The organism is Rhodococcus sp. 008 (genome assembly GCF_001682295.1).
Lineage (GTDB): Bacteria > Actinomycetota > Actinomycetes > Mycobacteriales > Mycobacteriaceae > Rhodococcus_F > Rhodococcus_F qingshengii.
Genome location: NZ_CP012749.1, coordinates 3,108,099 through 3,131,201, shown reverse-complemented (window position 1 = coordinate 3,131,201; position 23,103 = coordinate 3,108,099). Strand labels below are relative to the sequence as shown.

General features: G+C 62.2%; 23 protein-coding genes. 14 read left to right on the top strand and 9 right to left on the bottom strand.

Annotation, left to right across the window (positions count from 1 at the left end):
• Positions 1 to 35: 35 nt before the first annotated feature.
• From AOT96_RS14645 to AOT96_RS14630, 4 genes are all read left to right on the top strand, one after another.
• On the top strand, positions 36 to 869 hold the full coding sequence (locus tag AOT96_RS14645; RefSeq protein ID WP_065351923.1) for an ABC transporter ATP-binding protein: 834 nt from the start codon (positions 36 to 38) through the stop codon (positions 867 to 869).
• Positions 866 to 1,696 carry an ABC transporter permease gene (locus tag AOT96_RS14640; protein ID WP_065351922.1) on the top strand — a complete coding sequence of 277 codons (831 nt, stop codon included), beginning with the start codon at positions 866 to 868 and terminating at the stop codon, positions 1,694 to 1,696. Before AOT96_RS14645 ends, AOT96_RS14640 begins: the two co-directional genes overlap by 4 nt.
• Entirely contained in the window at positions 1,693 to 2,490 is a 798-nt protein-coding gene (locus AOT96_RS14635) for an ABC transporter permease (protein WP_065351921.1), read from the top strand. The genes AOT96_RS14640 and AOT96_RS14635 overlap by 4 nt, the downstream gene beginning before the upstream one ends.
• Positions 2,491 to 2,568: 78 nt before the next feature.
• Positions 2,569 to 3,651: an ABC transporter substrate-binding protein gene (locus AOT96_RS14630; protein ID WP_058039310.1), complete on the top strand. Its 1,083-nt coding sequence runs from the start codon at positions 2,569 to 2,571 to the stop codon at positions 3,649 to 3,651.
• Positions 3,652 to 3,661: 10 nt separating this feature from the next.
• Here AOT96_RS14630 and AOT96_RS14625 read toward each other — a convergent pair whose 3' ends face one another.
• Positions 3,662 to 4,261 carry a TetR/AcrR family transcriptional regulator gene (locus AOT96_RS14625; protein ID WP_007734129.1) on the bottom strand — a complete coding sequence of 200 codons (600 nt, stop codon included), beginning with the start codon at positions 4,259 to 4,261 and terminating at the stop codon, positions 3,662 to 3,664.
• A gap of 118 nt (positions 4,262 to 4,379) precedes the next feature.
• Between AOT96_RS14625 and AOT96_RS14620 the strand changes: the two genes are divergently transcribed.
• Both AOT96_RS14620 and AOT96_RS14610 read left to right on the top strand, forming a co-directional pair.
• A complete protein-coding gene (locus tag AOT96_RS14620; protein WP_042920492.1) occupies positions 4,380 to 5,324 on the top strand; it encodes an alpha/beta hydrolase family protein in 945 nt (314 codons plus the stop codon).
• Positions 5,325 to 5,741: 417 nt separating this feature from the next.
• Positions 5,742 to 6,176 carry a cupin gene (locus AOT96_RS14610; protein WP_003945598.1) on the top strand — a complete coding sequence of 145 codons (435 nt, stop codon included), beginning with the start codon at positions 5,742 to 5,744 and terminating at the stop codon, positions 6,174 to 6,176.
• Here AOT96_RS14610 and AOT96_RS14605 read toward each other — a convergent pair.
• Positions 6,165 to 7,370 carry a cytochrome P450 gene (locus AOT96_RS14605; RefSeq protein ID WP_065351919.1) on the bottom strand — a complete coding sequence of 402 codons (1,206 nt, stop codon included), beginning with the start codon at positions 7,368 to 7,370 and terminating at the stop codon, positions 6,165 to 6,167. The two genes, AOT96_RS14610 and AOT96_RS14605, sit on opposite strands and share 12 nt — an antisense overlap.
• Positions 7,371 to 7,509: 139 nt before the next feature.
• On the opposite strand from AOT96_RS14605, the gene AOT96_RS14600 reads away from it, so the two are divergent.
• The 3 genes from AOT96_RS14600 (at position 7,510) to AOT96_RS14590 (ending at position 11,248) form a co-directional block, all read left to right on the top strand.
• Positions 7,510 to 8,370: an SDR family oxidoreductase gene (locus AOT96_RS14600; RefSeq protein ID WP_065351918.1), complete on the top strand. Its 861-nt coding sequence runs from the start codon at positions 7,510 to 7,512 to the stop codon at positions 8,368 to 8,370.
• On the top strand, positions 8,367 to 9,095 hold the full coding sequence (locus AOT96_RS14595) for an acetoacetate decarboxylase family protein (RefSeq protein WP_003945787.1): 729 nt from the start codon (positions 8,367 to 8,369) through the stop codon (positions 9,093 to 9,095). The genes AOT96_RS14600 and AOT96_RS14595 overlap by 4 nt, the downstream gene beginning before the upstream one ends.
• Positions 9,096 to 9,190: 95 nt before the next feature.
• On the top strand, positions 9,191 to 11,248 hold the full coding sequence (locus AOT96_RS14590) for a neutral/alkaline ceramidase (protein ID WP_065351917.1): 2,058 nt from the start codon (positions 9,191 to 9,193) through the stop codon (positions 11,246 to 11,248).
• Between the two features lie 81 nt (positions 11,249 to 11,329).
• Here the strand turns inward: AOT96_RS14590 and AOT96_RS14585 are convergent, their stop codons facing one another.
• Positions 11,330 to 12,526: an MFS transporter gene (locus AOT96_RS14585; protein ID WP_063315034.1), complete on the bottom strand. Its 1,197-nt coding sequence runs from the start codon at positions 12,524 to 12,526 to the stop codon at positions 11,330 to 11,332.
• A 143-nt stretch (positions 12,527 to 12,669) separates the two neighbouring features.
• Between AOT96_RS14585 and AOT96_RS14580 the strand changes: the two genes are divergently transcribed.
• Positions 12,670 to 13,116: a MarR family winged helix-turn-helix transcriptional regulator gene (locus AOT96_RS14580; RefSeq protein WP_003945852.1), complete on the top strand. Its 447-nt coding sequence runs from the start codon at positions 12,670 to 12,672 to the stop codon at positions 13,114 to 13,116.
• On the opposite strand, the gene thrS is transcribed toward AOT96_RS14580, so the two are convergent.
• Positions 13,113 to 14,333, bottom strand: a complete 1,221-nt coding sequence (gene thrS, locus AOT96_RS14575) for a threonine--tRNA ligase (RefSeq protein ID WP_065351916.1) — start codon at positions 14,331 to 14,333, stop codon at positions 13,113 to 13,115. The two genes, AOT96_RS14580 and thrS, sit on opposite strands and share 4 nt — an antisense overlap.
• Positions 14,334 to 14,663: 330 nt before the next feature.
• On the opposite strand from thrS, the gene AOT96_RS14570 reads away from it, so the two are divergent.
• Entirely contained in the window at positions 14,664 to 15,938 is a 1,275-nt protein-coding gene (locus AOT96_RS14570) for a DUF445 domain-containing protein (protein ID WP_007734105.1), read from the top strand.
• 2 nt (positions 15,939 to 15,940) lie between these two features.
• The gene (locus AOT96_RS36045; RefSeq protein ID WP_003945623.1) at positions 15,941 to 16,765 is read left to right on the top strand and encodes an Abi-alpha family protein; all 825 of its coding nucleotides are present in this window, start codon (positions 15,941 to 15,943) and stop codon (positions 16,763 to 16,765) included.
• 67 nt (positions 16,766 to 16,832) lie between these two features.
• On the opposite strand, the gene hsaB is transcribed toward AOT96_RS36045, so the two are convergent.
• From hsaB to hsaA, 4 genes are read right to left on the bottom strand one after another with little or no spacing between them, the layout of a single operon-like run.
• Positions 16,833 to 17,417, bottom strand: coding sequence for a 3-hydroxy-9,10-secoandrosta-1,3,5(10)-triene-9,17-dione monooxygenase reductase subunit (gene hsaB, locus AOT96_RS14560; RefSeq protein WP_003945677.1), 585 nt, complete (start codon positions 17,415 to 17,417; stop codon positions 16,833 to 16,835).
• Positions 17,414 to 18,316 carry an iron-dependent extradiol dioxygenase HsaC gene (hsaC, locus tag AOT96_RS14555; RefSeq protein WP_003945585.1) on the bottom strand — a complete coding sequence of 301 codons (903 nt, stop codon included), beginning with the start codon at positions 18,314 to 18,316 and terminating at the stop codon, positions 17,414 to 17,416. Before hsaC ends, hsaB begins: the two co-directional genes overlap by 4 nt.
• Positions 18,316 to 19,194 (bottom strand): 4,5:9,10-diseco-3-hydroxy-5,9,17-trioxoandrosta-1(10),2-diene-4-oate hydrolase, encoded by an 879-nt coding sequence (hsaD, locus tag AOT96_RS14550; protein ID WP_003945808.1) that lies wholly within the window; start codon positions 19,192 to 19,194, stop codon positions 18,316 to 18,318. Before hsaD ends, hsaC begins: the two co-directional genes overlap by 1 nt.
• A gap of 10 nt (positions 19,195 to 19,204) precedes the next feature.
• Positions 19,205 to 20,380: a 3-hydroxy-9,10-secoandrosta-1,3,5(10)-triene-9,17-dione monooxygenase oxygenase subunit gene (gene hsaA, locus AOT96_RS14545; protein WP_039973406.1), complete on the bottom strand. Its 1,176-nt coding sequence runs from the start codon at positions 20,378 to 20,380 to the stop codon at positions 19,205 to 19,207.
• A 195-nt stretch (positions 20,381 to 20,575) separates the two neighbouring features.
• Here hsaA and AOT96_RS14540 point away from each other — a divergent pair, with 195 nt between their 5' ends.
• Both AOT96_RS14540 and AOT96_RS14535 read left to right on the top strand, forming a co-directional pair.
• Entirely contained in the window at positions 20,576 to 21,736 is a 1,161-nt protein-coding gene (locus tag AOT96_RS14540) for a Rieske 2Fe-2S domain-containing protein (RefSeq protein ID WP_003945847.1), read from the top strand.
• A gap of 2 nt (positions 21,737 to 21,738) precedes the next feature.
• Positions 21,739 to 22,110 carry a hypothetical protein gene (locus AOT96_RS14535; RefSeq protein ID WP_007734099.1) on the top strand — a complete coding sequence of 124 codons (372 nt, stop codon included), beginning with the start codon at positions 21,739 to 21,741 and terminating at the stop codon, positions 22,108 to 22,110.
• A 71-nt stretch (positions 22,111 to 22,181) separates the two neighbouring features.
• On the opposite strand, the gene AOT96_RS14530 is transcribed toward AOT96_RS14535, so the two are convergent.
• On the bottom strand, positions 22,182 to 23,015 hold the full coding sequence (locus AOT96_RS14530) for a hypothetical protein (RefSeq protein WP_064112433.1): 834 nt from the start codon (positions 23,013 to 23,015) through the stop codon (positions 22,182 to 22,184).
• Positions 23,016 to 23,103: the final 88 nt, after the last annotated feature.

Genomic DNA, 23,103 nt, shown 5'->3' with positions numbered 1-23,103 from the left:
GAACCAGCCTCACGCAGCGGTGACGCGCAGGCAACATGACCGCAACCGGACGTTCGTACTGTGCGGGAATGACCAGTCCCGTCACCACACCTCGCCCCGCTGGAACCGGTCTCGACATCTCCGGCCTCGGCAAGACCTTCGAGATGGGTCGTCGGTCGGTGACCGCGCTGACCGACGTGTCCCTTCAAACCAGCGAAGGCTCTTTCCTGTCTCTGCTCGGGCCGTCCGGATGTGGGAAGTCCACCGTTCTCCGCATCCTTGCGGGCCTCGATAGTCCGACGTCGGGAACGGCCCTTGTCAACGGACAGTCGCCGGCCGAGTTACGCAAGCGCCGCGAACTCGGAATCGCCTTCCAGGATTCGGCTTTGCTGCCGTGGCGAACAGTGGCCTCCAACATCAAACTGCCCCTTCAGGTTGCCGGCATCGATCCCGACCCCGACCTGATAGCCGACCTGATCGCGCTCGTCGGCCTCGAAGGATTCGAGAAGGCCAAGCCCGCCCAATTGTCCGGCGGTATGCGTCAGCGTGTGTCGATCGCACGATCGCTCGTGGTCAAGCCGAGTGTCCTCCTACTCGACGAACCCTTCGGCGCGCTGGACGACATGACCCGTCAACGGCTCAACATCGAATTGCTCAGGATCTGGACCGAGAAACCGGCGACCACGTTGATGGTGACTCACGGAATCGCCGAAGCCGTGTTCCTCTCCGACGTCGTTGCCGTCATGACGCCGCGGCCCGGACGCGTCCTCGAAGTCGTGCCGATCGACCTGCCGCGCCCGCGTACACCCGAGATGATGCGTACACCCGAGTTCCACGAGATCCACGACTACCTCTCCGGACTGCTCTTCGGAAAAGCAGGCGCCGCATGACAATTACCGATATCGAGAACGTCGCGACCGCGGCGGCGCAGCCATCTGTGCCGCGCCGGATCCGATTGAAGCGTCCAACGTGGTTCGGCGGTGCAGTCGGTATCTGCGGACTGATCGTGCTCTGGTGGATTCTGGCGGCGGCCGGTGTTGCGGGAGGCACGATTCCGACGCCGTGGGTGGTTGTCTCGACGATGTTCGACGACGGTTGGTCGCTGTACGGACCCAATTTCACCGTCACGGCTTCCGGTGCGCTGCAGGGCTTTCTCTGGGGAAACCTGCTGGCGATCACGCTTGCTGTGCTTGTCGTTCTCATTCCGCCCATCGAGGGGTTGGCCACACAATTGGCGATCCTGAGCTACTGCACACCGCTGTTGGCGCTTGGCCCGATCATCCTGGTCGTCTTCGGCGGCAGGACCCCCACAATCTTTCTCGCCGCAATGTACTGCTTCTTCACCACGATGGTCGGCACACTCGCCGGCCTGAGATCGGCCGACAAGACGAGCCTCGATCTCGTCGCCGCCTACGGCGGTGGGCGTTGGCAGAAGTTCACCAAAGTTCAACTTGTGAGCGCACTTCCGAGCACCTTTGCTGCCCTCAAGATTGCTGCACCTTCGGCCGTACTGGGTGCAATTCTCGGTGAGTATCTCGGCGGGGTGGACAGCGGGATCGGCGTCGCACTAACGGCCGCTCAGACGTCGTACAACGTCCCGCGAACGTGGGGAATGGCTATCGCCGCCGCCTTGCTCGCCGGTCTGGGGTACGCCGTAGTCGCAGCGATCGCCCGGCTCGTCACGCCGTGGACCAGCGCTCCGGGAGCACAGAAATGACCGCGGTACGAGGAACATTGAGATTCCTCGCCCCGATTGCCATCGCCTCGGCGCTGTTGCTTGTCATCTGGGTGGTCTTCCTCAACGCCTTCCCCCAGGTCGGCCCGCGTGTGGGAAAGACGCCGGCCGACGTCTGGGAGTACCTGTTCTCCGGCCCAAAATCCGCCGACGCTCGTTCGGGCATCATCGACAACCTGTTCATCACTCTGCGCGACGCCGGTGTCGGCTTTGCCGTCGGAATGACTGCCGCGCTCGTGGTGGCATCGATCTTCGTCGTTTCCCGCACTGTCGAACAGACTTTCATGCCCGTTGCAATGCTTCTACGATCTGTTCCTCTCGTTGCGATGACCCCGATCATCGTCCTGATATTCGGCCGCGGAATCGTGGGTGTGACGGTCATGGTTGCGATAGTGGTGTTCTTTCCGGCCCTGGTCATGATCATGGTCGGTCTGCGCGCCGCTCCAGCTCAGGCACAAGACCTCATCGCTGCGTACGGCGGGAGTCGTTGGACCGCATTGCGAATGGTGTCCGTACCGTCCGCACTTCCGGCTGTGTTCGCCGCTGCACGAGTATCCGTACCCGGCGCCTTGATCGGAGCACTGATCGGCGAATGGCTCGGTAGCGGCCAAGGCTTGGGTTCGAGCATGATCAAAGCCATTCCGCGCTACCAGTACAACGAATTGTGGGCATCTATCGTGGTGATCACCGTGGTGTCGATCGTCCTCTACGCCGTGGTCGGGATCTTCGAAAGCATCGCTCTGTCTCGTTTCGGTCCTTCGGCGGGCAAGCCGTGACATCTGTTAACACGACCTCAACAAACTCTCTCTCCCAAGCAAACTGAACGAAACCGACTGGCCCTAGTGTTCCGATTCATGACGCCATTCAAGCCCGTCCGCCAGCTGGACCGCAGGGCCTTCTTCCGCTACTCCGCGCTGACCGGCATCGCAGTCGCCGGTAGTGCGTCATTGCTCGCGTGTAGCAGTGACTCCAGCAGTTCGAGTGGCGGAACCACGGACGACGGTTCCGAATTCGGAACAGTTGCAGTGCAGTTGTCCTGGATCAAGAACATCGAGTTCGCCGGTGAGTACTTCGCTCTCGACAAGGGGTACTACAAGAATGCCGGCTTCGGAAATGTCGACCTGGTGGCAGGCGGCGCAGCCGGCACCGGCGTCGAAGCCGGCTTGGACACCGGCAAGGTGTGGATCGGAATGTCCGCACCGCAGCTCACAGCCCCCGCCGTACTCGACGGGCTGGAGGCAAAGATCGTCGGTGCGACATTCCAGAAGAACCCGTTTGCGATTGTCAGTTCCGCTGCGGCACCGATCAACTCACCACAGGACATGATCGGCAAGAAGATCGGCGTCCAGGATTCCAATCAGCTCGTCTTCGGAGCTCTCCTGGCAGCAAACGGCCTGACCGAAAGCCAGATGACGATCGTGCCCGCGCAGTTCGATCCGAGCCCCTTGGCGAACGGCGAGGTGGACGGCTGGGTCTCCTACGTGACCAACGAGCCGATCACACTGGCCGCCAAAGGTTTCCCCAACGCCCACTTCCTCTTCGCGGACTACAACCTGCCGTTGGTCGCCGAATCGTTCACGGTTCTCCAGTCCACCATCGACAACGAGAGGGACAAACTCAAGGCATTCCTGAAGGCCGAGATCCAGGGTTGGAAGGACGCGGTCGCTGATCCGGCAGAGTCGGCGCGGCTTGCCGTCGAGGTCTACGGCAAGGACCAGAACCTGGAACTCGAAGAGCAGATCAAGGAAGCCACCGCACAGAACGATCTTGTGGTGTCGGCAGATACCAAAGCCAACGGGTTGTTCACGATGACACCCCAACTGATCGAACAGAACATCGCGGCACTGTCGAAAGCGGGGCTGGAGATTACGGCGGAGCAACTGTTCGACATGTCGATCCTCGAGGAGGTGTACGCCGAGAATCCGGAGTTGATCTGACTGCCGAGCGTCAGCGAACCTCCCGCGCGAGTACGCCCGAGATGAATAGCTGTACAAGGACCTCGGCCTTGTACCGGTCATCGGACCCAGCACCGATACAAAGGTTCCCGATGCCTTTGAGCACGTTGTACGCATCGACCCGCGAAGCAGTGCCAACGGACTCGAGCGCTGCCGCGAGGAGGGAGTCACATACCGGAACGAGGCGGTCGACGAAGTAGATATGCAGAGCGTCGGACCCGGCGCTGTCTCCTTGCAGTGCACCGGCGAGCCCATGCTTGGTTACCAGGAACTCCACGAACAAAGCCACCCATGCCCGCAAAGCCGCCTCGGGCGTTGCACTCTCCGCGAGCATCTGTGGGCCCGCGTCCGCACACGCCTCGACTTGGTGTCGGTATACGGCGACCACCAACTCGGGACGCGTCGGGAAGTGGCGGTAGATCGTCCCCATGCCGACGCCGGCCTTCGCCGCAATCTCCCGCACCGGAGCGTCGACTCCGGACTCCACGAACACTGCTGCCGCCGCGTCGAGCAGCGCCTGCTCGCTTCGACGTGGGCGACCGACTTGCTTGGGAGACGCGACGCGCGACTGCTCGTCCTGGGCATCAGCCATGTGCACTCCTCGCTGACTCACAACATATGTTTGCATTACGGAACAACGCTCCGTAATGTTGCGGAGCGACGCTCCGATAACCAGTATCGCAGGGTGCAGCCTCAGCAAGGAACTTGCCATGACCTCATCAATGATCGACACTCTGAACGGCATCATCGGCGCCGGCACCCCGGTCGTCTCCGTTGCCCCCGTCGAGTTGTTCGCCCCCGATCGACCTGTCCCGCTGGAAGTACGTGTGTCTGCTCCGGCAGCAGGCACGAACCTCCCCGTTGTGGTGTTCTCCCACGGCAACGGCTGGAACCTCGATGGATACTCGCCACTCACGGCATTCTGGGCATCCCACGGATTCGTGGTGATCCAGCCGACACATCTGGACTCGCGCCGGAACGGTTTCGGGTTCGACCACCCGGTTTTCCCGACGATCTGGACCGAGAGAATCGCGGATCTCACACGCATCCTTGATCAGCTCGACACCATCGAATTTGCCGTGCCCGGGCTTGCCGGCCGCATCGACCGCAGTCGAGTTGCCGCCACTGGTCACTCCTGGGGCGGGCAAACCGCTCAGTCGCTCCTCGGAGCAAGGATCTTCGACGAGGCCGGCCAGGTCGGCCAGGACATGTCCGACAGTCGCGTCACCGCGGGAATCCTGTTCGCAGCAACCGGTCTCGGCGGCGAGAACCTGCATCCGTTCGCGCAGGCGAACTTCCCGTTCATGCGCCCCTCGTTCCAGGAACTGACGACGCCGACACTCGTCGTCGCGGGCGACCACGACCAGTCCAAGATGTCCAGCCGCGGACCTGACTGGTTCACCGACGCCTACACGCACAGCCCCGGAGCCACCGACCTCCTGACCTTCTACGGTGCCGAGCACGCACTCGGTGGAATCGTCGGATACGAAGTCGCCGAGACCACTGACGAGAACCCAGAGCGGGTCGCCGCCATCCAACGGATGAGTACTGCCTACCTTCGGACCGCGTTGCGCATCGATGAGACCAGCTGGCCAGCGGCCCGGGCCGCATTCAGCGACAACGCCGACCCGATCGGCCGAGTCGACACCAAGTAATGCGGCAGTGATCCAACTTATTGGCCGAAGTTGAACCTGAGATTCGCATTTATCAAGGTGTTGAGCCGCTTTCGCATGCTGACAACCTCTGCCTCGGGCGGTATCGGATCGTCCAAGAAGAGCGTCCAACGCAGCATCGTGCTGTTTCCGACCGGCTCGATGTCGAATCGGATGACGGCGTCGGGTCGGATGACGGCGTCGGGTCGGGCTGGCGGTACGGATCGATCAATGCCTCGAACATGAAGCGCGCAGGCGGCGGCTGGCTCCGGCGCCTCGTCGCGACTTGCAGCATGGCACGAGCGTAACCGCCTCTCAAGGGCATACCTCTGCCTTCGCAGTGCTGGATCCACGAAAACTGGGATAAACCGGGCATCGACGGAGGACACTCAGGAGCACATCCGTCTGGGAGGGCCGCTCATGCGTAAACGCCATCAGGTTCTGCTTGCAGTGTCCGCAGCGATCGGGCTGTCTCTGACGCCGATCAATGCGTCGGCGACACCGAGCACGGGAGTACACGGTGAAATTCTCGGGCAGGTGACTTTCGACGGCAAGGACTACATCCTGCGTCAGATCACCATCGACCCCGGCGGTTCCACCGGTTGGCACTTCCACGACGGGACGCTCTACGCACTGATCGCGCAGGGCACGTTGAGCCACTACCGATCCGATTGCTCCGTCGACGGGATCTACAGCGCCGGAAATACTTTGATCGAACCGAGCGGTTCAGATCATGTGCACATCGGAAACAACTCGCAGACAACACCATTGGTACTCGAGGTCGTCTACGTCAATCCGGCGGGCAGCCCCCTCTCCGAAGATGCTGCGCCTCCCAACTGCCAACTACCCGGCTGACGGCGCCGAAGCGGTAAACCGCACCGGCATCGATTCGAGACCGGACACGAAGTTGGCGGCACGCCGCTGCAACGGCGCGTCGGTGGCAAGTGCCATTCCCGGCAGCCTGGCGAAGAGTTGCTCGAACATGATCCGTCCCTCCAACCTGGCCAGCTGATTACCCAGACAGAAATGAGTTCCGAAGCCGAAGGCCACGTGCGGATTCGGTGTGCGGCCGACATCGAACCGTTCGGCGTTCAGGAACACGGACTCGTCGAAATTTGCCGATTCGAAGAGCAGCAGCATCTTCTCACCTGCCTTCAGCTGCGCGCCGAAGAAATCGGTGTCACGGGTCAGGGTTCGAGCCATGTTCTTGATCGGCGAGGACCACCGCAGCATCTCCTCCATTGCCAAGGGAATGGCATCGGGATCGTCGACTAGCTCCCGGCGCTGGTCCGGATGGCGCAGTAGCTGTTCCATGCCGCCGCTGAGCACGTGCCGTGTGGTCTCGTCACCGCCGATCAGGATCAGCAGGGATTCGTTGACGATTTCCTGATCGGAGAGGGCTTCGCCGTCGACCGCACTGTGAATCAACGTGCTCACCAAATCGTCGGCCGGGTCGCTCCTCCGCTCGGCGATGGTTCGCATCATGTACGCGGTGAAATCGACGTACGCAACCATCATGGCCTGCAGTTGATCCTGGGAAGCGTTGCTTCCCAATGCCTTCACCAGATCGTCCGACCACCGCAGAAACAACGCGCGTTCCTCCGGACGGACACCCAACATGTCGCCGATGACGGCCATCGGCAGCGGTGCCGCCAGGTCTGCGACGAAGTCGGCTTCTCCTTTCTCACAGACGGCGTCGATCAGTTGATCGCAGATCTCCCGGATACGGCCGGCCTTGGCTTCGACCTTCTTACGTGTGAAACCCGCATTGACCAAGCGTCGACGTGTGAGGTGCTGCGGGTCGTCCATGTCGATCATCTGCGGCAATGGACCGGTTTCGGGGCGGATGCCACCGGCGTTGGAGAACAGTTCGGGATCCCGCTCGGCTGCGACGACGGCGTCGTAACTCGCGGCCGCGGTGATTCCGTTGGCGTCGTCTCGGTACACGGGCTCGTGATCACGCATCCAGGCGTACGCGTCGCGCACATTCCCGAGGTCTCCGCTGTAGAAGCGTCCGTCGATCAAATCGAAGGTCGGTCTGGTAGCCATCACTCCACCTCTCGCACAACCCTTGCCTCAATAAGTAGAACCTGTTCCTATATAGCGTGGGGCGTTTTCACCGAAGCCGAACCGGAAAACCTCCAGAAGCAGCACGCGAGCCCGCCGGAGCAACGACCAGGAGACACGCATGGACGACGACACCGCCTCAGCGGGCATACCCACTTTCACCGGCACATCGATACTGGTGACCGGCGGCGGTAGTGGCATCGGCCTGGGCATCGCTCGTTCGCTCGTTGCGTCCGGCGCTCACGTCACGATCTGCGGACGCAACAAGGAGAAACTCGATGCTGCCGCCGAATCGATCCGGCAGGCGAGTCCGGAAGGATCGGTCAGCGCCTCTCCTGCCGACGTCACGATCGAGACAGAAGTCGTCGCCGCTGTCGCCGCGGCGGTGTCCGTCACCGGAAAGCTCGACGGAGTCGTGGCCTGCGCCGGCGGGAACGAAACCATCGCACCGGTCACGCAACTCGACGTCGACGCCTGGCGCCGCACCGTCGACCTCAACGTCACGGGGACCATGCTGACGATCAAGCACGGCGCGCGGGCACTGGTGGCAGGAGGCGGTGGATCCATCGTCGCGATCTCGTCGATCGCCAGCAGCAACACACATCGCTGGTTCGGCGCGTACGGCGTCTCGAAGTCCGGCGTCGACCACCTGGTGCAATTGGCGGCAGACGAACTGGGCGCCAGCAACATTCGTGTCAATGCGATCCGGCCGGGTCTGACCCGAACGGATCTGGTCGCGCTCATCACCGACGGTGGCCCCATCCTGGACGACTACCTGGCCAACACGCCGCTCGAACGCGTCGGCGAGGTCGAGGACGTCGCCGGACTCGCTTCTTTCCTACTCGGACCGCAATCCACCTGGATCACCGGGCAGATCATCAACGTCGACGGAGGCCAAATGCTGCGCCGCGGACCGGATTTCCGCTCGATGCTCGAACCTGTCTACGGCTCCGACGGACTCCGCGGGGTGGTGGCGCCATGAGCTACACGATTCTGGGCAAGAAGGTCGAGATGCCCGTCGAAGTTCGCACCGCGTCTGCCTTCATGGCGTTGTACTCGGTACCCAGCACAACCGCGCAGTCGATCATCGATTACACCGGCTTGACCGTGCTCCAGTACCGTCCCGGCCGGGCGCTGTGCGGCCTGGTTTTTGTCGACTACATCGACGGGGATCTGGGGCCGTACAACGAATTCGGAGTGACGTACATGGTGCGCAGCCACACTGCGCCTCCCGAAACCTCGGTGCTGGGAGATCTACGTTCGCTCGCTGCCGGAACTGCAGGGGCACTCATTCACGAGTTGCCGGTGGACGGCGAGTTCACCAAGGCCGCCGGCCGGGAAATCTGGGGATTCCCGAAGGTGCTCGCCGAGTTCGACACCGAGCACGTCGGCTCGGTCAAGCGCGGATCGGTCTCTCGCGACGGCAAACTCATCACACAGTTGAGTGTGAAATCCGGCGTCAGCGTGCCGGGCGGCGGAGCCAACATGTCGTTGGCCGCGTACTCACATCTCGACGGCGCCACCAGGTGCACGTCGTGGGACATGGCACCGACCGGCGTCAAATCGCGCCCTGGTGGAGCCGAGGTTCAACTGGGCAGTCACCCGATGGCGGCGGAGCTTCGGAAACTGGGACTCCCCCGCCGGGCCCTGATGACCACGACCATCAAGAACCTGGCGATGACGTTCGGGGAGGCCACAACAATCTGAGTGTCGGCCGACGGCACCCCTTTCGGTCACGTGTGACTCGGGCTACACTCCTGGACGGTTGACCAACTCGCGTCAGACCGCCCGAAAGGACACTCGTGCAGATCACCCGACGCACCGTACTGGCAGGCGCTGCCGCCGCACCTGCGCTCGCCGCTCTGTCGACGAACCAGGCCGTCGCAGCTTCGCCGGCACGCACCGTTTCACCCGCACGCACCGACAAGTCGTCGGCGTCACTGCAGGTGGGCGTCGGAATTTCCGACGTGACCGGACCGGTCGCCGAAGTCGGCATGATGGGCTACTCGAGCTTCGATCAACGCGCCGAAGGCCTGCACCAGCGAATGCGCGCACGCGCCTTCATCTTCGAGTCCGGCGGGTCGCGGGTCGCCTACGTGTGCGTCGACAACTGCATGATCTTCCAGTCCGTTCACGACGAGGTCCTGCGCCGACTGGCCGGGAGGTTCGGTGACATCTACACCGAGCGCAACGTCATGTTGACGGCCATCCATTCACACGCGGCATGTGGTGGGGCCTCGCACAACTACGCGTACAACCTCGCAGTTCTCGGCTTCGAACTGCAGGTGTTCGAAGCCGAGGTCAACGGCATGGTCGAGGCGATCAGCGCTGCGCACGAGAACCTGGCGCCAGGCACGGTCCGTTTCGGGCGGTCCGATCTCACCGATGCCAGCGTCAACCGATCGCGAGTGGCGTTCGACCTCAATCCCGAAGAGGACAAGGCCTACTACCCCGGTGGCAACGACCACCACATGCGTGTCATGCGGATCAGTCGGGGCAGCAAGGACATCGGGGCGATCAACTGGTTCGCCACCCACTGCGCCTCGCTCACGAACGAGAACCATCTCATCTCCGGGGACAACAAGGGCGCCGCGGCGTACTTCTGGGAGCACGACGACCGGGGTGTGCGTTACCTCGACGGCGACACCAGCTTCATTGCTGCGTTTCCGCAGACCAACAGCGGCGACATGTCACCCAACCTCTTCCTCGAGCCCGGACGCGGACCGACCGAAGACGAATTCGAGAACGCACGCATCATCGGGCTGCGCCAGGTTGCGGCGGCTCGAACTGCCTTCGACGCGGCGTCCGACACCGTCACCGGTGGCGTCGACAGTCGGATCATGTACCTGGACATGGCAAATCAGGTGGTGAGCGGAAGATTCACCCCCGACGGACGCGAGCACCGCACCGCTCCGGCCGCGATCGGCGCGGCAATGAGCGCCGGAAGCGTCGAGGACGGACCGGCAATCCCGATCTTCCCCGAGGGCACCCGAAACCCCATGATCGACGCCCTGGGCGGTATGGATGCTCCTGTGCCTCAATGGCTTCAGGATGCACAGGCGCCCAAACTCGTAGTCGTTCCGGTCGGCCTGCTGCCACCGGGAGGATGGGTGCCGAACGTACTCAAGATCCAGATCCTGCGGATCGGTCAGTTCTACATCATCGGTGGCCCTGCGGAATTCACCATCGTCTCCGGATTACGAGTGCGTCGAACCGTCGCCGAGGAGCTTGGGGTTCCCCTCGAGAACGTCATCTTCCAGGGATACGCGAACTCGTACTCGAGCTACTGCACCACACCACAGGAATACGATTCGCAGCAGTACGAGGGCGGTTCGACGATGTTCGGTCGTTACACATTGCCGGCCTATCAGCAGGGGTATGCCGCCCTTGCAGCCGCGATGCGCGACGGCACCGAACCTCCTCGCGGCCCCGCTCCGGCCGACCTGTCCGGGTTCCAACCCAGCTTCGGACCTGGCGTCGACTTCGACGAGCCCTTGCCGGGAACACAATTCGGCGATGCGACCGTCCAGCCCGGCGACAGCTCACCGGGTGCGCAGGTTGCCGTCGAGTTCGTCACCGGCCACCCCAAGAACGACACTCACCGAAACGGGACCTTCTACGAGATCCAGCGCAATACCGGCGGATCCTGGACACGGGTCGCCGACGACAACGACTGGTCCACCAAACTGCACTGGCGCCGGGTCGGGAGCAACGGTTCCGTCGTGCGCATCACGTGGGATGTTCCGGCCGATACTCCGGCGGGTACGTATCGAGTCCAACACTTCGGTGCGTCGAAGGCTCGGGGTAGCGGCGCGATCACGCCTTTCTCCGGGGTGACCGCCGAATTCCGCCTCACCTGACCCGCGTGAACGTATCGCTCCCCTTGTTGGACAAGGGGAGCGATACGTTCACGCGATGGGGTCAGAGCGCAATGGACAGGTTCAGGCGGCGGTCGGGTGCAGCGAGGTGGTCGGCGTCGACGGCTCTGACGCTGCCGGGCGGTCGATCTTCGCCGCGACGAGCAAGACCAGCAGACCGGCGACAGTGACTGCCGCTCCCATCCAGATCGGGGAGGTGAAGCCGAGTCCCGCGGCGATGGTGATTCCGCCCAGCCACGCCCCGAGTGCGTTGCCGACGTTGAAGGCGGCGATGTTGGCACCCGATGCCATGGTCGGTGCGGCCGACGCGTAGTTCATGATCCGCATCTGCAGACCGGGAACCGTCGCAAAACCGAAGGCGCCCATGAAGAACAGCGAGATCACAGTCATGACCTTGCTCTCCGCGGTGGCGGCGAACACGATCAGAACGACGGTCAGGATCGCGAGAATCCAGACCAGCGCCTTCGTGAGCGAACGGTCGGCCGCCTTGGCGCCGAGGAAGTTGCCGACGAACAGGCCCGAGCCGAAGAGGATGAGCAGCCACGGAACGCTGGACGTCGCGAAGCCGGTGACCTCGGTGAGGGTGAAGGCGATGTAGGTGAAGGCTCCGAACATTCCGCCGTAGCCGAGGATGGTGATGGCGATCGAGAGCCATACCTGCTTGTTGCGGAAGGCCCCCAACTCTCCGCGCAATCCGCCACCGGTCGTGCTGGCGGGCGTCGTCGGGACGAGTGCTGCAATTCCGATGAGCGCGATGACGCCGATGACGGTGATGGCCCAGAACGTCGAGCGCCATCCGAGTTGCTGGCCCAGCAGCGTGCCGAACGGAACGCCGAGAACGTTGGCGATGGTCAGGCCCGCGAACATCATCGCGATGGCGCCGGCGCGCTTGTTGGGCGCGACCATGTCGGCGGCAACCACCGAGCCGATTCCGAAGAACGCACCGTGGCACAGCGCCGCGACGATGCGTCCGCCCATCATGACCTCGTAGGAGGGCGCGAGCGCGGACATCAGGTTGCCGATGATGAACAGCACCATGAGCGAGAGAAGGACCTTCTTGCGCTCGAAGCGGGTGACGGCAGCGGTAAGGAGGATCGCGCCGAGCGCCACCGACAGTGCGTAGCCCGAGATCAGGTAGCCCGCGACGGACTCGGTGACCTCGAAATCAGCCGAGACCTCGGGCAGGAGGCCCATGATGACAAATTCGGTGAGGCCGATCCCGAACCCGCCCATAGCGAGGGCAATGAGACCCAATGGCATCTCGATGTTCCTTTCACAGATTTACGCGTAAGCCGTTAGCGGGCGCGTGCATTAGTTGCAGGCGCGCTATAAATAGTTGCACGCGCGCGCTACATGCGCAAGCTGGTAACCTGGAGTCGCAGGAAACGGACAAGGAGAATCACATGGGGATCGCCGACGACGCCGTCGAAATCCGTTCGCAAGGGTGGCGCACGCTCGCAGCACTGCACGGCGCCCTCGACACCGAACTGGAACGCGCGCTCCAGCGTGAGCACAAACTGTCCGTCGTCGAATACACCGTCCTCGACGCTTTGAGCCGCCAGGACGGCTGGCACATGCGGATGGCTCAGTTGGCTCGCGCTGCCGCACTGAGCAGCAGCGCCACGACGCGCTTGGTCAATCGACTCGAAGATCGAGGACTATTGACGCGCATCCTGTGCGCCGACGACCGTCGAGGCATCTACACCGAGCTGACGCCGGCCGGCCGCGAGCTTCTCGAAAGCGCACGGCCGACGCACGACGCCACCCTCGAGGCCGCGCTCGACGAGGCATGCAAGACACCCGAACTCGCGCCACTGGTGCGCGCGCTCCACGAGCTTCCCGTCGGCTAGAAGTCTGCCGGAAGCAGGGCACGCTCTTTGATGCCCGAGACCACCTGAGCGACAAACACACTCGCATCGACGACCACCCGCCCACCACGCGCGGGGACCAGAACGTCGACGGTGCCGCCGTGCACCTCGTTGTCCCCGATCACCGCGATGTACGGGTCACGGTGAGTGCGTGCCTCGCGGATGCGACGTCCCAACGATCCGTCAGGCGCGATCGCCACTCGAACATCGCGAGCCTCGAGATCTGCCCGCAAACGCTCGGCCTCAACCTGGTGCCGGTCGCCGACGGGCAGAATCGAGACTTGGTTGGGTGCCAGCCACGGCGGCATCCGCCCTTCGAACCTTTCGATCAAAAGCGCAGTCATGCGTTCCATCGATCCGAGCAAGCCCCGATGGATCATGACGGGGCGAGCCTTGGATCCGTCCTCAGCGGTGTACTCGAGGTCGAACCGCTCCGGTTGATTGAAGTCGAGTTGCACGGTCGAGAGTGTTTCCTCGCGGCCGTGCGCGTCTCGCACCTGGACGTCGATCTTGGGACCGTAGAACGCTGCCTCCCCCTTCGCTTCCACGTACTCGATCGAGCGTGCATTCAGCGCCCCGCGAAGGTGATCCTCGGCGTCCACCCACTGCTCGTCGGTGCCGAGGTACTGCCCCTCTCCCCCTCTGATCGAGAGTCGGTACCCCCGTTCGGCAATCCCCAGAGTCGAGTAGCAGCGCTCGATCGCATCGAGCGCGACGATCACTTCCGCTTGCACTTGTTCACGACTACAGAAGACATGTGCATCGTCGAGATTGATCTGTCGGACTCGACTCAATCCGCTGAGAACACCGGAGAGTTCGCTACGGAACATCGAGCCGAGTTCACGAACGCGGAAAGGTAGCTCGCGATAACTACGACCGCGAGCGGCGAATACCTGAGCGTGATGAGGACAGTTAGCTGGACGAAGGAGAAATGACTCTCCGCCTATCTTCATTTCGGGGAACATGTCGTCCGAGAACTTGGACCAATGACCAGATCTCTCGTACAACTCTTTCTTCGCCATAACCGGGGTATAGACACCCCGACAACCGGAGCGCGCTGCTTGTTCGGCGGCGAACTTTTCGAGTTCGTTCCTGATGATCGCGCCGTCCGGTAACCAGAGTGGGAGGCCGGCCCCGACTATGGGGGTGGTGGCGAAAAACTCCAGGTCGCGCCCGAGTTGGCGGTGGTCAACGCTCATGAGAGGTCTCCAAATCGTTCAAGGGGAGACGCACACGGAGCGACGAAACAGGAGAGCCCCGGGGCGATAACTCCCGGGGCTGAAAGGGTTCGGTCAGCAGTTGCTAAACGATGCGCCGGAAGAGAACCGGCGTCGTCGTGTTGTGCGCAATACTGACCATGTACGTGAGGTTACATCAACTTCCTACCCACCTACAGCCCGAATTGTCGGGCCTCTATGCTGACGCAACTGGGAAGGCGCAGCAGTAGCCAACGAAACACCCACGAAGAGCGAAGTTTCGGCAATCATGTCCGAACGTGAGGTTCTCGGATATGAGGAGGATGTGCGACGGTGCCGGACCACTTGCTCGAACAGTTGATCACCATTCCTTTGTTCACGGGAATCATCGGGTACATCACCAATTGGTCGGGCGTCCTGATGCTTTTTGCGCCGATCAACTTCCACGGGATCAAAGTGCCCGGACTCAAACTGCTCTTCCCGTTCCTCCCCCGGCGCGTTCAGGTGATCCCCGCGATCACCAGCGACGGCAGATTCGGTTGGCAAGGCATCGTCCCCTCGCGGGCGGAGAAGATGGCGTCGATCGCCGTCGACAAATCCCTCGCGAAAGTCGGCAGCATCGCCGATTTCTATCGCGTCCTGGACCCGGACAGCATCGCCGAGCACTTGGTGAACATTTCTCGCAGTGAAGTGCGCGGCGTGGTCACCAGAATCATGACGGCCGAGAATCCTCAGCTCTGGCACAACCTTCCGACGTCGGTGAAGGAAGCCGTCTTCCGCAAGGTGGAGGACGATCTGCCGGCCAGCGTGCGCATGATCACCGACCGCATCGAAGAGGACATCGACGAGTTCATCGACGCGAAGCTGATGGTGATCCGCTACCTCTCTTCGCACCCCAAACTGCTCAACGACATCTTCCGCACGATGGGCAACAAAGAGCTCAGGTTCATGCAGAACTTCGGCTTCTACTTCGGGTTCCCGATGGGCTTCGTGCTCGTCGGAATCCTCCATCTGGTTCCGCAGTGGTGGGTGCTTCCCATCGGTGGCGTGATCATCGGGTACATCGTGAACTACCTCGGAATCACGATGATCTTCGAACCGATCACCCCCAGCCGTTGGGTGCCGTGGCGGCAGGGACTGTTCCTGAAACGCCGCACCGAGATCATCGCCGGGTACGCAAAAACCCTCGCCGATCACGTCGTGACGCTCGAGAACATCGGCACCGAACTCCTCGAAGGTCCCCGCTCGGACCGAACGCGGCGGATGCTCGATCAGGTACTGCGCGAATCCGTCGACGACGCAGCCGGCTGGGCAAAGTCGGTGGTCAAGATGACCGTTGGTTCGCAGAGCTACAAGCGTCTGCCCGGCCTGGCCACCACCGAAGTGCTCGACCTGTACCCAAGGGTCTTCGAGGACGCGGAGTTCGCCGAGAACCAGTCGGAGAAGATTCGTGTCTTCGTCACCGAACGCATGAGCATCCTTTCACCGGAAGATTTCAGCGAACTACTACGCTCAGCCGTCAAGCAGGACGAGTGGCTGTTGTTCGTACACGGGGCCGTGCTGGGCTCGTTTGCCGGTTTCCTACACCTCGCAATATTCGGAGTATGAGCATGAGTGAGCACGACCATCGCATGATCGTCGAAGCGGAATCGTACGACTGGGCTGCGGACATCACGCCGGTCGAATCCGTCGAAAAGCGTCTGATCCGTAGCCTCGTCGGGCTGACCGCCACGACGACGCTCACGTCGATCAAGCTGACGGGTTGGGCTTTCGGAACGGCGAAGGAGGCGACGCGGCAGATCGTTCAGGCTGCGGCCGAAGCCGCGGCAGAGGCCGCTGAATCGGCCAATGTTCAATCCGAACGTCGGGCCGAGAACTCCAACGGAGACGGCTCGCGGACCGAGAACCTACGGGCAGCAATGGCAACTCGAACCAATCGCAAGCAGAGCGTGGAGGCCACTCTCGCGGCGCTGCGGGCACGTGGCGACAGATTGCTGGACCGTTCCGCTGACGTGACCGATCGTGACGATCTGCACCCGGCCTACGACCGGATACTCGACGAGATCGCACCCGACGAAGCTCGAATTCTTCGGCTGTTGGCCACCTCCGGTGCGCAACCGAGCGTGGACGTACGCACGGCGCGGCCGTTCGGTGTCGGCTCGGAGATGATCGACGAGGGTCTGTCGATGATCGGAGAACTGGCAGGCTGTCGTCATCTGGACCGCATCAGCGCGTACCTGAACAACCTGCATCGGCTCGGTTTGGTGGCATTCTCACGCGAGCCCGTCGAGGCCGACCGGTACCAGGTGGTCGAGGTGCAGCCATCGGTGATCGAGGCGGTCAAGCGCGCCGGCCGATCGAACAAGATAGTGCGTCGTAGCATCCTGTTGACGCCGTTCGGTGACGACTTCTGTCATACCTGTTTTTCTCTGTAGGGCCTCCGGCCCTGTGCGCCTTTTTGGTAGTTACCACTACCAAAAAGGCGCACAGGGGGCTTGCCCCCTACAGCCAGGTATCTTCTGTCGTGGTCGTCAGGAACGCTTCCAGATCGTCACGCCAGGTAGCCGGAACAGTCTTGTCCGGCTCGATGCCCGTGTACTGCCCGCGATAGAAGAGCAGCGGGCGTTCGGTCTTGATCTCACTCATCGACGAAACCCGACCGAAGACGACGTAGTGATCGCCGCCGTCGTGGACGGTTTCCACCGTGCAGTCGATGTGTGCAAGGGACTTGTCGATGATCGGCGAGCCCAGAGGCGATGGCGTCCAATCGATGCCCGCGAACTTGTCCGGCTCACGTGACCCGAAACGAGCACACACCGCCTGCTGTTCCTCCGCCAACACGTTGACGGCGAACTTACCGGTCCGCTCGATTGCCGCCCACGACCGAGAACCCTTGGTGGGGCAGAACAACACCAAAGGCGGGTCGAGTGACAGGGCCGCGAAAGACTGACATGCGAACCCGACAGGCTCACCGTCGTCGACTGTCGTGATGATGGTGATACCCGTGCAGAATTGCCCGAGAACCGTGCGGAACTGGCGTGGATCGATCGCCTGCTCCGCACTCACCGACGCGTCGGGCGAACTCACGGCTTCATTCCCACCGTGAAGTCGTGACCCCACAGGCTCACGGCCGTGCTTTCCCTCGCGATCCAGTTTTCGTCCTCGACCTCTAGCCCCTCACAACCGAATTCGATGTCGAACCCGCCTGGAGTCTTCATATAGAACGAGAGCATCTCGTCGTTGACGTGGCGACCGAGAGTCGCCGACATCTTGACCTTCTTGCGCAGTGCCCGGTCGAGGCACAGTCCGACGTCGTCGGAGTTCTCCACTTCGAGCATCAGGTGCACGATGCCCGTCGGGTTGGGCAACGGCAGGAACGCCAAGCTGTGGTGACGCGGGTTGCAGCCGAGGAACCTCAGCCACGCCGGGTCGCCGTCCGCGGGCCGGCCGACCATCTGCGGAGGCAGACGCATCGAGTCGCGAAGCTTGAATCCGAGTACGTCGCGGTAGAACCGCAGCGAAGCATCGTCGTCATCGGTGGTGAGCACGACGTGGCCGAGGCCCTGCTCACCCGTCACGAACCTGTGCCCGTACGGGCTCACGATCCGGCGGTGTTCGAGAGCAGCTCCGTGGAACACCTCGAGGGAGTTGCCCGAGGTGTCCTCGAACGCGATCATCTCGACGACGCGACGGTCCTTGAGCTGCTCCGCCGTGCCTTCCTTGAACGGAACACCGGCTGCCGACAACCTGTCACGGATATCCTGCAGCTCAGCGGCATTCGCGGTTTCCCAACCCGAGACGAGCAGACGGTCCGTGTCGTTCGGAACGATGACAAGACGCGCCGGGAAGTCGTCCATACGCAGATACAGCGATTCCGCGTCGACGCCCTTGCCCTCGATCATTCCGAGGATCTTGAGTCCGTATTCGCGCCACGCAGCCATGTCGGTGGCCCCGATGCGCATGTACGCCAGAGATCGAATACCCATCATTTACCTCCGTCGAGCAGGAAGTCGGTTGCGAGCCGGTTGAATTCGTCGAACTTCTCGAGCTGCGCCCAGTGACCGCAACCGCCGAAGACGTGGAGCTGCGCGCGCGGGATCATCTTGAGCGCGACCAGTGCGCCGTCGAGAGGGTTGACCCGATCCTCACGGCCCCAGATCAGCAACACACGCTGACGAAGCTTGTACGCCTCGCGCCAGAGCATGCCGAGCTCGAAGTCACCGCTGGAGAAGGACTTACCCATCGCCTTGGCCGCAGCCAGCGACTCGGGAGTGCTGGCGGCAGCAAAACGTTCGTCGACGAGTTCCGGCGTGATCAGCTTCTGATCGAAGACCATGATCCGCAGGAATGCTTCGAGGTTTTCTCGGGTGGGCTGGTAGCTGAACTTTCCGAGGTTCTTGACGCCCTCGGTGGGGTCCGGCGCAAACAGGTTGACACTCAGACCGCCGGGGCCCATCAGAACGAGGCGACCCGCACGGTCCGGGTAGTCGAGCGCAAAGCGAACAGCAGCGCCACCACCGAGCGAATTGCCCAGCAGATCAACGCGACCGGTGATCTCGAGCGTGTCCAGGAGATCGTTGAGCGCCGACGCACTGTGAACGAAGTACTGCGGATGCTCCGTCGGCTTGTCGGACTGCCCGTAACCGGGCTGATCGACCGCGATGACGTGAAAGCTCTTCGCCAACACCGGAATGTTGCGGGCGAAGTTAGACCACGACGACGCGCCTGGGCCACCGCCGTGCAGCAGCACGATGGTCTTGTCGTTTCCGACGCCCGCCTCGTGGAAGTGCAGTTTCAGATCGGGGCGCACTTGCGCGAACCGTGAAGTGGACTCGTAGGTGAGGGCTTCTTCGGTGGTTGTCACTGAGCCTCCTCTAGACCATCGTGTCGGTGATCGGCAGACCGAATTCGCCGGTTCCGAACATGACGTACGCGCGTTCGGGATCGTTGGCGGCGTGGACGCGACCAGCGTGAGCATCGCGCCAGAAACGCTGAATAGGAGTGCCGTTCTGCAGCGCCGTGGCGCCGGAGTTCTCGAAGAGCTTGTCGATCGAGGCGATCGCGCGGCCCGTGGCGCGCACCTGGTCACGTCGAGCGCGCAGCCGCAGTTCCATCGGAACCTCTTCGCCCGCAAGGATCAACGCGTACTCGTCGGCGACGTTGCCGGAGAGCTGACGCCACGCGGCGTCGATGTCGCTGGATGCCTCGGCGATGCGCACCTTGGCAAACGGATCGTCCTTCGACTTCTCGCCGGCGAACGCAGCGCGAACACGCTTGCCCTGGTGCTCGACGTGCGCTTCGTAAGCTCCGTAAGCCATTCCGACGATCGGCGCCGAGATCGTGGTGGGGTGAATGGTTCCCCACGGCATCTTGTAGACCGGCGCGGTGTTGTTCTCGAGGCCCGGGGCGGTCAGTTCGCTCATCGCCCGGAAGCTCAGCACGCGATGCTTGGGAACAAAAACATCCTTGACCACAACGGTATTGGAGCCGGTTCCACGCAGGCCGACCACATTCCACACGTCGTCGATCTGGTAGTCCTCGCGAGGAATCAGGTAGCTCACGAAATCGACCGCGCGGCCGTCTTTGAACACCGGACCACCGAGAACGGCCCAGCTGGCGTGGTCACAACCCGAGGACCACGCCCACGCACCGTTGACCTTGTATCCGCCCTCGACTACTTCACCCATACCCATCGGGGCGTAAGAGGACGAGATGCGAACGTCAGTGTCGTTGCCCCACACGTCTTCCTGCGCCTGCTGAGAGAAGAGGGCGAGGTGCCAGTTGTGTACCCCGATGATCGAGGAGACCCACCCTGTGGAACCACACGCGCTGGCGATCTTCTTGACCGCGGAGTAGAACAGCACCGGATCGGCTTCGTATCCGCCCCACTGCTTCGGCTGCAGCAAGCGGAAGAAGCCTGTTTCCTGGAGAGCCTTGATGGACTCGTCGGGGATACGACGCAGATCCTCGGTCTCCTGTGCGCGCTCGCGCAGTGCCGGCAGTAGTGCGTCGAGCCTCTGCATCACCTCGTGGCTGTCATGGTTACCCACTTCGACGCTCCCGTCTTCCTCGATCGGTTGGTTCACTTACACTTGAGACTAGAACACGTTCTCTTTTCTGTCGAGACGCTGACAAAGGTCCCGTTTGTGGCCGCAATGCTGTAACAAGTGCCCCCAAAATCTGGCGGAACCGGATCGAGTTCTATAACGTGTTCTACTAACAGCTAGAAGGGATGTGAGGTCACAATGGCGCAGATTCGCGAGATCGACGTCGGAACGGTGCAAACTCGTTTCGCCCGCGGTTGGCACTGCCTGGGTCTACTGAAGACCTTCAAGGACGGCAAACCGCACGCGATCGAGGCTTTCGGTACGAAGCTCGTGGTGTTCGCCGACAGCAAGGGCGACATCAAAGTTCTCGACGGATACTGCCGTCACATGGGTGGTGACCTCACACAAGGCGAGGTCAAGGGCGATTCCATCGCCTGCCCCTTCCACGACTGGCGCTGGGGCGGCAACGGCAAGTGCACCGGCATTCCTTATGCCCGCCGCGTGCCTCCGCTCGCACGCACCCGCGCGTGGACGACGCTCGAGCAGAACGGTCAGCTCTTCGTCTGGAACGACCCCGAGGGCAATCCGCCGCCCGAGGAGATCGTGATTCCTCGTATCGAGGGTGCGTACAGCGACGAATGGACCGACTGGACCTGGAACTCCATGGTCATCGAGGGGTCCAACTGCCGCGAGATCATCGACAACGTGGTCGACATGGCGCACTTCTACTACATCCACTACGCCTTCCCGACGTACTTCAAGAACGTCTTCGAAGGTGAGATCGCCACTCAGTACCTCAACACCACGGGCCGTCCCGACATCGGAATGGCCTCCCAGTACGGCGGCGACACGCTTCTTCGCTCCGAAGCTGCGTATTACGGACCGTCGTACATGGTCAATCCCCTGTGGAACAGCTACAGCGGATACGAGGTCGAGAGTGTTCTGATCAACTGCCACTACCCGATCAGCCCGGACTCGTTCGTGCTGCAGTGGGGCGTGACGGTGAAGAAGCCGACGGGTGTCTCCGACGAGATGGCCGACAAGTTGGCCGGCAAGTTCACCGAGGGCATCAGCGAGGGCTTCCTGCAGGACGTCGCGATCTGGAAGAACAAGACCAAGATCGAGAATCCCCTTCTCTGCGAAGAAGACGGCCCCGTCTACCAGCTACGACGCTGGTACGAGCAGTTCTACGTGGACAAGGCCGACGTCACCGAGAAGATGACGCAGCGCTTCGAGTTCGAGGTGGACACCACCAAGGCAAACGAAGCCTGGCACGCCGAGGTCGAGGAAAACCTCGCACGCCAGAAGGCTGAGAAGGAAGCCGCAGCAGAAGCAGCAAAGAAGGAAGCAGAGGTCTAATCGTGAGCGCCTCGATCGGAACCGACGCACGGTGGGCTCGTTGGGCCAAGGCACCGGACTTTGCCGGGCAAACGGAACGGCTCGAGGCGATCGCGGCCCAGACGATCGAGGACAAGCACGAATACCTCGACTCGGGTCTGCAGGAAGTCGACTGCAAGGCATGCGGTGCCTGCGTACTTGTTCGCAAGAACACGTACAAGCACACCAGTGTTCAGTGGACTTCCGACCCGGCGCTGCGTTGCCACACCTTCAAAGAGGCAATTGCTTCCGGTCAGTCGACGGCATTGAAAGACGGTTGCCCGAAACTGCACGACAGCATCGCCGACGCGGTTAGGGACGGCACCATCACGGTGCGTGATCCCGAGGTCAGCTGACCTGATTGTGTAGAACGAGGGCCGACCCACGGGTCGGCCCTCGTTTTACGTTCCAGCGCCCGCGCGTCCCGTCAGGCAGGCGGTCGCACCTTTCGTGCAGCCACCGCGTAGACTTCGCTCGACGTGGTGAGAGAGTTCTTTCCGCTGGCCGCCGGCACTCCCCCGCGTAGATTCACGGCCCAGTTGAGCGCACCCAGCGGTCCACACCCGCTGGCTCCCGGCGCCGCAAACACCGCATCCGAATGTGGGACTGCCGGGAACACTGCACCGGGGAACTCACCGATAGGTTCCGACGGAGGGTTTCCGGTTGTGGTCAGGTGAAGGTTGATCGGATTCGAAACCGAACCGATGTAGCAATCGTCACCGAGCAAGGGATTAGACAGTTTCAATCGAACAGGCATGGTGAGTTCCTGCTCGAGAACCTTCAGATCCGGGACTCCCACCGATTCCACCGTCGCGCTGATCTGAGTCAGTCCCAGCGGAGTATCGATCCCGAGAGCACCTCCGGGTACCGAAATCGGATTGGAATAGACCCCGTTGGACCCGTCCTGCTTGGCGACGAACGTCTCGATGAAACTGTTGTCCGGCTGGGTCGCGTATTTCACTCCGCCCGCAACCTTGAGGCTTCCGTCCGGGATCGGCACCGAAAGTGCGCCCAATTTCATGGTCCCTCCGCGAACTACGACGCTGGCGCACGTCGTCACCTCGAGATCCTCGATCGGGCACGTGCCCCAACCGTCGAAGGTCAACGGATCAACCGCTGCCGCACCGGAGGAACCGAGCGATCCGCTGCCGGAAGACCCTGACGATGATTCGTCGGCAATTGCCACACCTGCACCGGCCATGACAAATGTTGCAACTAGCGCGACTGTCGACATCACTCGAGATTTGTTGCGGCTCTTCATCTTCGAATTCCTCCACCGTTGACGGAAATTCACGAGAGCCACCCCCTGTGGATCGCACCTCGATCTACGCCCGGCACGCTACCGAGAA

Coding starts and splice junctions, on each gene's coding strand:
- thrS (WP_065351916.1), bottom strand. CDS start 14,333: ATGAGCGTTGACCACCGCCAACTCGGGCGCGACCTGGAGTTTTTCGCC.
- AOT96_RS14620 (WP_042920492.1), top strand. CDS start 4,380: ATGACCTCATCAATGATCGACACTCTGAACGGCATCATCGGCGCCGGC.
- AOT96_RS14635 (WP_065351921.1), top strand. CDS start 1,693: ATGACCGCGGTACGAGGAACATTGAGATTCCTCGCCCCGATTGCCATC.
- AOT96_RS14530 (WP_064112433.1), bottom strand. CDS start 23,015: ATGAAGAGCCGCAACAAATCTCGAGTGATGTCGACAGTCGCGCTAGTT.
- AOT96_RS14605 (WP_065351919.1), bottom strand. CDS start 7,370: ATGGCTACCAGACCGACCTTCGATTTGATCGACGGACGCTTCTACAGC.
- AOT96_RS14580 (WP_003945852.1), top strand. CDS start 12,670: ATGGGGATCGCCGACGACGCCGTCGAAATCCGTTCGCAAGGGTGGCGC.
- hsaC (WP_003945585.1), bottom strand. CDS start 18,316: ATGGGTATTCGATCTCTGGCGTACATGCGCATCGGGGCCACCGACATG.
- AOT96_RS14645 (WP_065351923.1), top strand. CDS start 36: ATGACCGCAACCGGACGTTCGTACTGTGCGGGAATGACCAGTCCCGTC.
- AOT96_RS14600 (WP_065351918.1), top strand. CDS start 7,510: ATGGACGACGACACCGCCTCAGCGGGCATACCCACTTTCACCGGCACA.
- AOT96_RS14585 (WP_063315034.1), bottom strand. CDS start 12,526: ATGCCATTGGGTCTCATTGCCCTCGCTATGGGCGGGTTCGGGATCGGC.
- AOT96_RS36045 (WP_003945623.1), top strand. CDS start 15,941: ATGAGTGAGCACGACCATCGCATGATCGTCGAAGCGGAATCGTACGAC.
- AOT96_RS14625 (WP_007734129.1), bottom strand. CDS start 4,261: ATGGCTGATGCCCAGGACGAGCAGTCGCGCGTCGCGTCTCCCAAGCAA.
- AOT96_RS14630 (WP_058039310.1), top strand. CDS start 2,569: ATGACGCCATTCAAGCCCGTCCGCCAGCTGGACCGCAGGGCCTTCTTC.
- AOT96_RS14610 (WP_003945598.1), top strand. CDS start 5,742: ATGCGTAAACGCCATCAGGTTCTGCTTGCAGTGTCCGCAGCGATCGGG.
- AOT96_RS14640 (WP_065351922.1), top strand. CDS start 866: ATGACAATTACCGATATCGAGAACGTCGCGACCGCGGCGGCGCAGCCA.
- AOT96_RS14595 (WP_003945787.1), top strand. CDS start 8,367: ATGAGCTACACGATTCTGGGCAAGAAGGTCGAGATGCCCGTCGAAGTT.
- AOT96_RS14540 (WP_003945847.1), top strand. CDS start 20,576: ATGGCGCAGATTCGCGAGATCGACGTCGGAACGGTGCAAACTCGTTTC.